This is a genomic window from Hydrogenophaga sp., from assembly GCF_018780075.1.
In the GTDB taxonomy this organism is placed as follows: Bacteria; Pseudomonadota; Gammaproteobacteria; order Burkholderiales; family Burkholderiaceae_C; genus Hydrogenophaga.
In genome coordinates, this window is record NZ_JADMKB010000048.1 from 1 (window position 1) to 11,200 (window position 11,200).

Genomic DNA, 11,200 nt, shown 5'->3' on the forward strand with positions numbered 1-11,200 from the left:
TGTCATCGGCACGCCTGCGCGGGAGGGCGTCCTACAACCCTTAACTCAAGCGGGTTCTGACCCGCGATAGGCCAGTCTGTAGCGGCTGCAGTGAGTCAGTCCTAGCGACCACCGCGCGCTCGACCAGTCGATAGGGGGCGCCATGACGCAAGCCAATCACAAGACCCGTTTGCGCCACAACACTGCGCCGAACTCAAGCAAAAAATCCTGGCCGAGTACGCTCGGTCTGGCGCCTTGTGGCCGCCTCGGCCACCGAGGTCCGGTCTGCCTCGCGCAGCACCGCAATCATCTGCTCGTCTGTGAAACGGCTCTTTCTCATGGGCTCCTCGCAGATTGGGAACCAATTCGCCACGATGGTGTCCCCGCCGTGGAGCGCGCTCCCTACCGTGGGCCGCGTTGCGCAGCCTACGTACCGTAGGCTGCCAAAAAGACCCGTACGGCCTCGCGCAGAAGGGCCTTGTTTTCCCTGGCATCCGGCTTCTCGAGCATCAGCAGTCCGCGGAAATGTCCGGAACCCAGGAACATCGAGAGGAACAGGTCCGCTGCCTGAAGGGGGTTTCGCACCTTCAGCGTGCCGGCCAAATTGGCACGGCGCAGGTAGGCAGCCAGTTCACCGTTCACACGCTCCGGGCCTTCCTTGTAGAACGCACGGCAGACTTCCGGCTGCGCCCCCGCGACGCCGTAGACAGCGCGCAAGGCGCCCAGGGCGTCCCCGCGCGTCAGTGTGAGAAACCTCGCGCCGATCGCCTCCAGTGCCTTCTCCGGCTGGTTCGGGTCCAGCGCCCCGGTCCCCGGGAAGTCAGCCACCACCGCCACGGTCCTGTCGCGCACTACTGCCTGGAACAGCCCCTCCTTGGAGCCGAAGTTGCTGTACACGGTCATCTTGGACACACCGGCATCTGCGGCGATGGCATCCACGCTGGCGCGCTCCAGGCCATGCTCGTTGAAGTGCCTTTGCGCAGCCTCCAGGATGCGCCGGACGCGTTCGGGATCGCGCGGCCTCCCGCGTTGGGGCTTGGGAGCGGGAACTGAGGGGGCGTGCATGGGCTTATTTAATGGACTTGACGGTTCATTATATGCGTCGTACATTACTGTACTTGATTGTCCAATAATCAATCCACACGGAGCTCATCACCATGAATGACGCCATCATCATCGGCGGCAGCTTTGCCGGCCTCGCCGCTGCCCTGCAGCTCGGTCGCGCCCGCCGCAAGGTCATCGTTCTCGATACCGGTCTGCCGCGCAATCGTTTTGGTCACCACTCGCATGGGGTGCTCGGCCATGACCACAAGCCACCGATGGACATCCTGTCCGAAGCTCGCAAGCAGCTGGCGCGCTATCCCGCAATCAGGCTGGTCAATTCCCGGGCCGACAGCATCTCCGGCGCCATAGACGACTTCTCCGTCCTCACCGGCGACGGCGAAACCCTCAGGGCGCGCCGCCTGATCCTGAGCTATGGCGTCGCAGACCAGATGCCCAATGTTCCGGGCTTTGCCGAATGCTGGGGCACGTCCATCGTGCCGTGTCCATATTGCGACGGCTTTGAAGTCGCCGGCCAACATTGGGGCGTCGTTTGGTCGGGTCCGCATTCGCACCAGTCCGTCAGATTGTTCCAAGATTGGACTGACAAGTTGACTGTCTTCGCCGACGGTCACGACATTGCCCCCGAACTCCAGGCCGATCTGGCGGACCGCAAGATACCCGTTGTCGACGACCGAATCATCGAGATCGCCCATCAAAACGGCCATATAGCCACCGTCAATCTCCATACCGACCGCAATGTCGCGGTCGACATCCTGTTCGCCCAACCGCGCAACAAGCCGTCCGCAAGCCTGCATGAATCGCTGGACCTCGCCAAGGTGGATACGCCCACTGGCGTTGTCCTCAAGGTCGACGAGCGCCGCCAAACCAGCATGCCCGGCATTTACGCCGCTGGCGACCTGGCCACGCCCTTCCTGCCCTCGGTCACGCAGTCAACATGGCAGGGCGCGATGGCTGGCATCTTTGCCCAGCAATCGATGCTGGCTTGATAGAGCAGATCCCGTCTCCGATTGCATCGACGCTTTGGCTGCGTCTCGGCTGCCCATGGCCTCCATCAAACGCTGGCGGGTTCTGAGTGAATCAATACAGGGATATGACATGACAGCGAAAGATGCCAATCAGAACGCTGGCTGGAATGATCAGAGCGGGCAGCTCTGGGTCGCAAACCAGACCCGGCTCGACGCCGTGGCGTCGGTGTTCGGCGAGGCTGCGATCGAAGCCGTCGCGCCAGCGACGGGTGACCGCGTGCTGGACGTCGGCTGCGGCGCTGGCGCGTCGAGTCTGGCTCTGGCAGCCCGCGTGGGCCCTGGGGGACAAGTGCTGGGCGTGGACATATCCGAACCACTGATCGACCGAGCGCGCGCACTTGCGCCACAGGATACGCCGGCCCTGTTCCGGGTGGCCGACGCCAGCAGCGCCGAGCTGCCCGAGAGCGCGTTCGACATCCTGTTTTCGCGTTTCGGGGTGATGTTCTTCGACGATCCGACAGGGGCGTTCGCCCACTTGCGACGCGCGCTCCGACCGGGCGGACGGGTCGCTTTTGTCTGCTGGCGCGGCGTGGCAGAGAACGATTGGATGCGCTTGCCGATGGGTGCGATTGGGGACATCGTCCCGCTGACCGCACCGCCCGATCCCGAAGCGCCCGGCCCATTTTCGTTCGGTGATCGGGCGCGGGTGGCTCGCATCCTGATCGCGGCCGGCTTTACCGATATCGCTATCGAGCCCTTCGATGCTTCCGTACCGTTCGGCATAGGAAAGACGCGAGACGCCGCGATCGATGACGCAGTGAGGATGGCGCTCGAGGTCGGCCCGCTGTCGCGTGCGCTCTCTGATCTGCCCGACGACATCCGCGCCCGCGCCTCGGCCGCAACACGTGCCGCGTTCGCTGAACTTCCCGGCGAGAGGTCGGTGTTGATCAACGGCGCGGCGTGGATCGTCACGGCACGCAATGCGTTCAGGTCAACCCCCATACACAACTGATCGCCCGCACTCCACATCTTTCAAACAAAGGATCTTCCATGTCAAACTCAAAAGTTGTCGTTATCACAGGCGTGTCGTCAGGCATCGGGTGCGCCGCCGCCACAAAGTTTGCCGAACAAGGCTGCCGGGTCTTCGGCACCGTGCGCAACACGGCAAAGGCCCAAGCCATACCTGGCGTCACGCTCATTGAGATGGACATCCGCGACGATGTTTCCGTTGATCGAGGCATCCAGACCATCATTGCGCAAGCCCAGCGCATCGACGTATTGGTCAACAGCGCGGGCGTGACCTTGCTGGGCGCGGCGGAGGAAACTTCGATTGCCGAAGCCCAGACTCTGTTCGACACCAACCTCTTCGGCATCTTGCGCACGACGAAGGCAGTGCTGCCACATATGCGGCAGCAGCGATCCGGTCGCATCGTCAATGTCAGCTCGGTTGTGGGCTTTCTATGTTCGCCGTACATGGCCTCGTATGCGGCCTCCAAATACGCTGTTGAAGGGCTGTCCGAGTCAATGGATCATGAAGTACGCCAATTCGGCATCCGCGTGTCGCTGGTCGAGCCCTCCTTCACCAAAACCAACCTTGATCTCAACGCGCCTCAGACCGCTGCCCGTATCCCCGACTACAGCAAAGAGCTTGCCATCGTCACCAATGCCTTCCAGAACAACGTGCAAAAGGCGCCCCAGCCCGATGGGGTCGCCGCCACGATGGTCAACGCGGCCCTAGGCCCCTGGCAGATGCGCCATACGCCCAAGGGCGAAGCGTCTCTCTTGGCCAAGCTGCGCCGCTTCATGCCCGCTGGACCGGTTGAGAAGGGCCTGCGCAAGACATTCGGACTGGTCTGAAATCACAACCGTGTTCACGGCCGGGTGCTAGATCTCATCGTGTAGTGATGTGAGCGTGCTTGAACTGAAGGTTCCTCCCCCCGTCGTGGCGCTTGTCCTGGCGCTTCTGATGTGGCTGACGCCAGCCGTCGCGGGCCTTGTGCACATGCCCTATCCGGCCCGCGTGCTCTGCGCCGTCGTTTTGGTGTGCATCGGCCAAGGCATCAGCATTGCCGGAATGCTTGCGTTTCGGCGCGCCAGGACCACAGTGAACCCGGTCAAGGCAAGCCTGGCGTCCTCGTTGGTCGTCCAAGGCGTGTACCGGTACACGCGCAACCCCATGTATGTCGGGTTCTTGCTGACCCTGTTGGCGTGGGCTGTGTTTCTGGCGAATCCGCTTTCTCTCTTATGGGTTGTCTTGTTCGTGCTCTACATCACTCGGTTCCAGATCATTCCGGAGGAACGGGTGTTGACTTCTCTTTTCGGCGCTGAGTACGAGGCCTACAAGGGGAGGGTACGCAGGTGGGTATGAAGCCTCACGGGCATTCAGGCGCTTTGCCTTGAGGAAGCTCTGCGACTGCAAGGTGCAGCTCGCCTCCGTCACCGCGTACCCGTTCGCTGCTCGCTTCCAGCTCCTTGCTTGACTGCCTGCATGCGGTGTCTCCCATTCGCCATTGGCTTTATTTTATGTACTTGCAAGTCCATGAATTCCATATACAATTAATGGACCATGGAGTACATCAAATGAAAACCTCCCCTTTGACGCCTGCAGCGGTGGCTGCTTTGTCGGTCTTGATCCTGGCAGGGTGCTCCACACCAGCGCCTCAGGCTCACTCCCCGTCTGTTGCGCTAGCGGTCAGCTTTTCGAATGAACAGCCTTCCGCTTCGGTCCGTTCCTACCTCGACGAAGGATGGTGGGACGGCTTCGGCGACGCCACGCTGACGCAGCTCGTGAACGAGGCCTTGTCCGCCAACCACGACGTGGCCATCGCTTTGCAGCGCGTGGGACAGGCGCGCGCGGGCGCCGATGCGCAGGCTTCTCGGCTGTGGCCCACGCTGAGCCTGCAAGCTGCCGCGTCTCGCAGCCAGAGCGGGGTGCCCGAACCGGTCAAGCAAGGCATGCCCGACACGCGAGCGCTGCGCGCGGGGCTGGACCTCGCCTGGGAGATCGACCTGGCCGGTGGCGTTCGCGCGGCACGCGACGCGGCTCGGGCCGATGCGGCCGCCGCCGCCGCCGGCGTGCACGGCGCCCGCTTGCTGGTGGCGAGCGAAGTGGGGCGGCAGTATTTCATCCTGCGAAGCGCCGAGGAACGGTTACGCACCGTGCAGACGCTGGCGGCTACCCAGCGTCAGACCTCGGCGCTGGTAGAAAGCAGGGTGCGCGAGGGGCTGTCCAGCGCCTTTGACCTGGACCGCGCCCGCGCCGAGGCCGATGCGCTGGACGCCCAGATACCGGCGCTGCGGATGCTCGTCGGCACCACGCAAACCCAGCTGGCGGTCTTGCTGGGTCGCAACCCGTCGGCTCCGGTCGTGACCACCGACAAGGCCTTTGTGTGGCCGGTGCCTAGAGCCATCGCCGCTGGCCAGCCAAGCGACCTGCTGCGGCGCCGCCCAGACCTGGCCGCAGCCGAAGCACGGGTCGGCGCCGAAGCGCTGCGCAGCGCCGAAGCCCGCGCGCAGTGGTGGCCCAAGCTGTTCCTGAGCGCTCTGGTGGGTCGGCAGGATCTGCGCTTGAATGCGCTGGATCTCGCGCCGGTGCATTTTTCGAACGTCGCGCTGGCCTTGGCTGCGCCGATTTTCAACGCCGGCCGCATCGAGGCAGGCATCCAGGTGCAGTCGGCGCGCGCCGAAGAGGCCTTGCTGGCCTGGCAGAAGGCGGTGCTGGTGGCCGTGCAGGAGGTCGAGAACAGCCTGCTCGTGCGCACGCAGGAAGCCGAGCGCGGCGCCGCACTGGCGCTCACCGCCGAGCACCGCCGCCGTTCGTTGCAGCGTGCCGAATCGCTGCAGCGCGAAGGCCAGATCGATTTGCTCGTGCTGCTGGACGTGCAGCGCTCCGTGCTGGCCAGCGAACTGGCCCTGTCAGACAGCCGCCTGCAGCAGGCGCTGGCCGACGTGCAGCTCTACAAGGCCCTGGGGGGTGGCTACGCACCCGCCCCCACATCCGAACCCGGCCGTGTCCTTTCCCGGGACCAGAACCGCATCTCCCAGACACCCCTCGCCTCAAGGACTCTCCCGTGAACCGAACCCTTCCCACCCTGTCGCTCACTGCCCTGACGGCCGCGAGCCTGCTGATGACCGCCTGCAGCGAACCGCCCCAGCCACCCGCGGTCGTCAAACCCGTCTTCGTGACGACCGTGGCTTCCACGGCCTCGGCACAGGCGCGCACGTTCACTTCGGTGGTCCATGCGCGCGTCGAAAGCGATGTGGCCTTTCGCACCGGCGGCAAAGTCATGGAACGATTCGTCGAGGTGGGCGACCGCGTGAAGGCCGGTCAGGTGCTGGCGCGGCTGGACCCGGCCGACTACCAACTGGCGGTGAAGGCCGCGGCCGACCAGGTGCAGGTGGCGTCGGTCGATGCGCAGCAAGCGGCGTCCGACGAGGCACGGTTCCGTCGACTGTTGGCGGACGGCTCGGTGGGCACGGCCGACCATGAGCGTCAGAAGGCCCGCGCCGACGCCACTGCAGCCCGGCTGGAGCAGGCCGGACGGCAGCTGGCGCTGGCCCGCAACCGCGAGGGCTACGCCGTTCTGGTCGCGCCCTACGCCGGCGTCGTCACGGCTGTCCGCTTCGAGCGGGGCCAGGTGGTCCCGGAGGGCCAGCCGGTGATGTCGCTGGCGAAGGAAGGCGAGAACGAAGTGGTGGTCGACCTGCCCGAGGACTGGGTGGGTCGCGCTCGCAGCCTCACGGCGACTGCTTCGCCTTGGGCTGAACCTCATGTCCGGTTGCGCTTGGCGCTGCGCGAGCTGTCGCCCCAGGCTCAGGCCCAGGGCCGGACCTACCGTGCCCGCTTTGCCGCGACGACCGAGTCGCGAACGCAGGTCTCGGCGCTGCCGCTGGGCAGCACGGTGCAACTGACGCTGGCGGCGCCCCAGGCCGGGCCCTCTACCGTCTCGCTGCCCGTCAGTGCGCTGGTCAAGGGCAGTGGTCCCGAGGGGGTGTGGACCCTGAACGCACAGGGTTCCGGACTGGTGTTCACACCGGTCAAGGTGGTCGCCATCGATGACGCCACGGTGCGGGTCAGCGGCCTCACCGCGGGCAGCCGCGTGGTCAGCGTCGGCGCCCAGAAGCTCGACGCGGGCATTCCCGTGCGCGCCATCGAACGGCCCACCGAAGCCGCCACGACCGAGATCTCCAAGAGCCACTCATGAAACGCTTCAATCTTTCCGAATGGGCTGTCACGCACCAGCCCATGGTGCTGTTCCTCATCATCACGACGCTGGTCGTCGGTCTGTTTTCGTTCAGCCGTCTGGGGCGCCTGGAAGACCCGACCTTCGAGGTGCCGCAGATGACGGCCGTCGTGGTGTGGCCCGGCGCCACCGCGCAGGAGGTGCAGGACCAGGTCCTCAACCGCATCGAGCGCAAGCTGCAGGAGATCGACCAGTTCGACAACGCGCGCAGCTTCGCGCGCCAGGGCTTCGGCGGCATCAACCTGTGGATGAAGGGCGGCAGCACCAAGGAAGAGCTGGATGCCGCCTGGTACCAGGTGCGCAAGAAGATCGGTGACATCCGCCATGAGTTGCCCGAGGGAGTGCGCGGCCCATTCTTCAACGACGAGTACAGCGACCGCTACAGCGTGCTCTTTGCACTGAGCGCGCCCGACCTTTCGATGGCCGAACTGCTGACGGTCACTGAAGACGTGAAGCGCAAGATGCAGAGCGTGCCCGGCGCAGGCAAGGTCGACGTGCTGGGCAAGCAGGCCGAGCGTGTGTACGTGGAGGTCTCCACGCGGCGCCTGGCCGCACTGGGCATCCCGCCCTCGGCCGTGTTCGAAGCGCTGGCACGCCAGAACCTGGTGGCGCCGGCGGGCTCGTCCGACACTCCCCACGACCGCGTGCTGGTGCGGGTGGACGGCCAGTTGGGTGGCGTGCAGGACATCGCCAAAGTCACGCTCGATGTGGGAGGCCAAATGCTGCGGCTCTCTGACATCGCCACCGTGCGCAGCGGCTACGAAGATCCGCCGAGTTTCACCATCCGCCACGACGGCGTGCCGGTGCTGGCGATCGGCGTGAAGCTGCAGAAAGAAGTCCGGGTCACCGATTTCGGCAAGGCGATGGAGGCGCGCCTGGCGCAGATCCGCCAGGAATTGCCGGCCGGTGTGGAGATCCAGCAGTACGCCGACCAGCCGCGCGTGGTCGATGAGTCGATCTGGGAGTTCGAGCGCTCCTTCCTGGAGGCGCTGGCGATCGTGCTGGCGGTCTCCTTTCTGTTCCTGGGCTGGCGCACCGGCATCGTGGTGGCGGCGTCGGTGCCGCTGGTGCTGGGCCTGGTCGCGGCCGTGATGTACGCCCTCGGCTGGAACCTGGACCGCATATCGCTGGGCGCACTGATCATCGCGCTCGGTCTGCTGGTCGATGACGCGATCATCGCGGTGGAAATGATGGTGGTGAAGCTCGAAGAAGGCTGGGACCGTCTTGAGGCCGCGACCTACGCTTACACCTCGACCGCGTTCCCGATGTTGACCGGCACGCTGGTCACCGCGGCTGGCTTCATGCCGGTCGGCTTCGCGAAGTCCATCGCCGGCCAGTACGCGGGTAGCATTTTCTGGGTGGTCGGCGTCGCGCTCATCCTGTCTTGGCTGGTCGCGGTGGTCTTCACCCCTTACCTCGGCGTGAAGCTGCTGCCCAAGAACCTGGGCCAGGGCACGCACCACGACGTGTACGACCGCCCGGTCTATCACCGGTTGCGCCGCGTCGTCGACTGGGCTGTGCAGCGCCGCTGGTTGGTGCTGGGCCTGACCGTGCTGCTGCTCGGTGCGGCTGGCGCTGGCATGCTGAAGGTGCAGCAGCAGTTCTTCCCGACCGCGGCACGCCCGGAGCTGCTGGTCGAGCTGCGGCTGCGTGAAGGCGCGTCGTTCGCCGCCACGGAGCGCCAGGTGAAGCTGCTGGAAGCGGTCCTTGCAAAGGACCCCGATGTCGAGTTCTTCACCGCTTACACCGGCGCCGGCACGCCGATCTTCTACCTTTCGATCCAGCCCGAACTGCCCAACCCGGGCTTTGCCCAGGTCGTCGTCAAGACGGCCGGCATCGAGCAGCGTGAGCGGGTGCGCGCCCGACTGCTGGCGCTGTTCGCCCAAGACGAGGCGCTGCCCGACGTGAAGGCTCGGGTCACGCGGCTGGAGTTCGGCCCGCCGGTGGGCTTCCCGGTCCAGTTCCGCGTCGTCGGGCCGGACAAGGCCGTGGTGCGCGACATCGCCTACCGCGTCCGCGATGTGGTGCGCCAGAGCCCGCTGGTGCGTGACACGCAGCTGGACTGGAACGAGCAGGTGCGTTCGGTGAAGGTGCAGGTCGACCAGGACAAGGCCCGGCAGCTGGGCCTGAGCAGCGCCGACATCCAGGGCCTGGTGCAGACCACGCTGGACGGCGCGCCGGTCACGCAGATCCGGCGTGGCGAGGAGCTGATCGACGTCGTCGTGCGGGCCTCGACGGAAGAACGCAGGGGCATCGGTCAACTCGGTGATCTGCAGGTCTTCACGCGCAGCGGCGTGACGGTGCCGCTGTCGCAGATCGCCCGCATCGAGCCAACTTTCGAGGAGCCTGTGCTCTGGCGGCGCAACCGCGACATGGTGCTCACCGTGCGCAGCGACCTGGCGGATGGCGTGCAGGGCCCGTTTGCCACGGAGCAGATCCGGCCGTCGCTCAAACCCATCGTGGACAGCCTGCCCGCGGGCTACCGCATCGAGGAAGGCGGAGCGATCGAGGAAAGCGACAAGGCCAACAAGGCGCTGTTCGCGATCTTCCCGGCCATGTTTGCGGTGACGCTGCTGTTTCTGATGATCCAGCTGCAAAGCTTCTCGCGCATGTTTATGGTGTTCATGACCGCGCCGCTGGCCATCATCGGTGTTGTGCCCGCGTTGATGATCTTCCAGGCGCCGTTCGGCTTCGTGGCACTGCTGGGGGTGATCGCCTTGGGCGGGATGATCATGCGCAACTCGATCATCCTGGTCGACCAGATCGACCAAGACATCGCCCGCGGTGTGGCGCCTTGGACAGCCATCGTCGATGCGACGGTCAGGCGCTCGCGCCCGGTGGTGCTGACGGCCGCTGCCGCGGTGCTGGCCATGATCCCGCTCACGCGCAGCGTTTTCTGGGGGCCGATGGCGATCTCCATCATGGGCGGCCTGATCGTGGCGACGGCGCTCACACTCGTGTTTGTGCCCGCCCTGTACGCGACCTGGTTCCGTGTGAAGCGGCACAGCGGCGCACTGGCCGACACATCCAACTTGAGACCGGCATGAAGATCGAAGGGGCTGTGGTGCTGGTCATCGGAGCCGACAGCGCCGTAGGCGCCGCCGTCGTGCGGGGCTTGCTTGGTCGGGGTGTGGCAAAGATGTATGCAGACGCACACCTCGATAGCTGCGAAATTCCGCTCTCTGACGCGATCCCCTTGTTCGTGGACATTGGGAAGCAGGCGCGCGCTGCGACGCTCGTACGGGAGCTAACCGACGTGACCTTGCTCGTCAACTGCTTGGTCGCTGGCCTTGACGGCACCTCATCACGTGGCGGTATGGACCAAAGGGCCCATGACAACCACAGGCCAACTGTGGGCCGCATCCTGAAGCTGATCGATGCGTTCGCGCCTGTGCTGTCCGCCAACGGTGGCGGCGCTGTCGTCAACGCCCTATGCGTGCAGCATTCCGATCAACTTTCAGAATGCTCCTTCGCTACGTCCTCAAGACCTTTGGCTGAATGGATGCTCGCCGATGGCCTTCGAGATCGACTTGCTGCACAACAGATACAGCTGTTTTACTTTGGTGCCCAGCTTGCCGTTGGCAACGGTGTTCAGGCACTCGAAGACCAGCGCGCCTTGGCTGGGCACGTCGCAACGCGACTACTGCATCAGCTAGAAGCAGGTGATCACATGGATAACAGTAACGCTCTCGAATGAATTCGGGCCGATTAGATACACATGAAAGTTGTGACCGGAAAGCTTGTCTGAAAAGGCCAAAATATTCGAAATCGGCATCGTGAACCACTTGTGATGGCAAAAGAGCACATGGCTTACACCGACGCAACGCGGGCTGTCGGTCCGGTTACGAAGCATGCAGTCATTCCATCTCGCGACATCTAGGACGGCTTTCAGCCTTGGGACTAAACCGCTCGCGCGGTAGTCTCCGAGCTGAGATGGTTGGTTGACGT

Annotated in this window: 9 protein-coding genes; 8 read left to right on the top strand and 1 reads right to left on the bottom strand. The window is 64.7% G+C overall.

All coding sequences use genetic code 11. The features are described 5' to 3' along the window. Positions 1 to 405: 405 nt before the first annotated feature. Complete coding sequence (locus IV088_RS10825; RefSeq protein WP_367171581.1) at positions 406 to 1,089, bottom strand: TetR/AcrR family transcriptional regulator; 684 nt, start codon at positions 1,087 to 1,089, stop codon at positions 406 to 408. A gap of 47 nt (positions 1,090 to 1,136) precedes the next feature. On the opposite strand from IV088_RS10825, the gene IV088_RS10830 reads away from it, so the two are divergent. The 8 genes from IV088_RS10830 to IV088_RS10865 all read left to right on the top strand — a co-directional run bounded on the left by IV088_RS10830 (position 1,137) and on the right by IV088_RS10865 (position 10,949). Continuing rightward, positions 1,137 to 2,030 (top strand): NAD(P)/FAD-dependent oxidoreductase, encoded by an 894-nt coding sequence (locus tag IV088_RS10830; RefSeq protein WP_291101719.1) that lies wholly within the window; start codon positions 1,137 to 1,139, stop codon positions 2,028 to 2,030. 109 nt (positions 2,031 to 2,139) lie between these two features. Next, on the top strand, positions 2,140 to 3,021 hold the full coding sequence (locus tag IV088_RS10835) for a methyltransferase domain-containing protein (RefSeq protein WP_291101721.1): 882 nt from the start codon (positions 2,140 to 2,142) through the stop codon (positions 3,019 to 3,021). A gap of 38 nt (positions 3,022 to 3,059) precedes the next feature. Next, complete coding sequence (locus IV088_RS10840) at positions 3,060 to 3,866, top strand: oxidoreductase (RefSeq protein WP_291101723.1); 807 nt, start codon at positions 3,060 to 3,062, stop codon at positions 3,864 to 3,866. Between the two features lie 49 nt (positions 3,867 to 3,915). Then, positions 3,916 to 4,377, top strand: coding sequence for an isoprenylcysteine carboxylmethyltransferase family protein (locus IV088_RS10845; RefSeq protein ID WP_367171582.1), 462 nt, complete (start codon positions 3,916 to 3,918; stop codon positions 4,375 to 4,377). A 212-nt stretch (positions 4,378 to 4,589) separates the two neighbouring features. Continuing rightward, positions 4,590 to 6,083, top strand: a complete 1,494-nt coding sequence (locus IV088_RS10850; protein ID WP_291101727.1) for an efflux transporter outer membrane subunit — start codon at positions 4,590 to 4,592, stop codon at positions 6,081 to 6,083. Next, the gene (locus IV088_RS10855) at positions 6,080 to 7,213 is read left to right on the top strand and encodes an efflux RND transporter periplasmic adaptor subunit (RefSeq protein WP_291101729.1); all 1,134 of its coding nucleotides are present in this window, start codon (positions 6,080 to 6,082) and stop codon (positions 7,211 to 7,213) included. Before IV088_RS10850 ends, IV088_RS10855 begins: the two co-directional genes overlap by 4 nt. Further along, positions 7,210 to 10,299, top strand: a complete 3,090-nt coding sequence (locus IV088_RS10860; protein ID WP_291101731.1) for an efflux RND transporter permease subunit — start codon at positions 7,210 to 7,212, stop codon at positions 10,297 to 10,299. Before IV088_RS10855 ends, IV088_RS10860 begins: the two co-directional genes overlap by 4 nt. Beyond that, a complete protein-coding gene (locus IV088_RS10865) occupies positions 10,296 to 10,949 on the top strand; it encodes a hypothetical protein (RefSeq protein ID WP_291101733.1) in 654 nt (217 codons plus the stop codon). The genes IV088_RS10860 and IV088_RS10865 overlap by 4 nt, the downstream gene beginning before the upstream one ends. The last annotated feature ends 251 nt before the right edge of the window (positions 10,950 to 11,200 follow it).

Excerpts from the sequence above, each read along its gene's own strand:
- IV088_RS10840 (WP_291101723.1), top strand. The coding sequence starts at position 3,060 with ATGTCAAACTCAAAAGTTGTCGTTATCACAGGCGTGTCGTCAGGCATC.
- IV088_RS10825 (WP_367171581.1), bottom strand. The coding sequence starts at position 1,089 with ATGTACGACGCATATAATGAACCGTCAAGTCCATTAAATAAGCCCATG.
- IV088_RS10850 (WP_291101727.1), top strand. The coding sequence starts at position 4,590 with ATGAAAACCTCCCCTTTGACGCCTGCAGCGGTGGCTGCTTTGTCGGTC.
- IV088_RS10835 (WP_291101721.1), top strand. The coding sequence starts at position 2,140 with ATGACAGCGAAAGATGCCAATCAGAACGCTGGCTGGAATGATCAGAGC.
- IV088_RS10860 (WP_291101731.1), top strand. The coding sequence starts at position 7,210 with ATGAAACGCTTCAATCTTTCCGAATGGGCTGTCACGCACCAGCCCATG.
- IV088_RS10865 (WP_291101733.1), top strand. The coding sequence starts at position 10,296 with ATGAAGATCGAAGGGGCTGTGGTGCTGGTCATCGGAGCCGACAGCGCC.
- IV088_RS10830 (WP_291101719.1), top strand. The coding sequence starts at position 1,137 with ATGAATGACGCCATCATCATCGGCGGCAGCTTTGCCGGCCTCGCCGCT.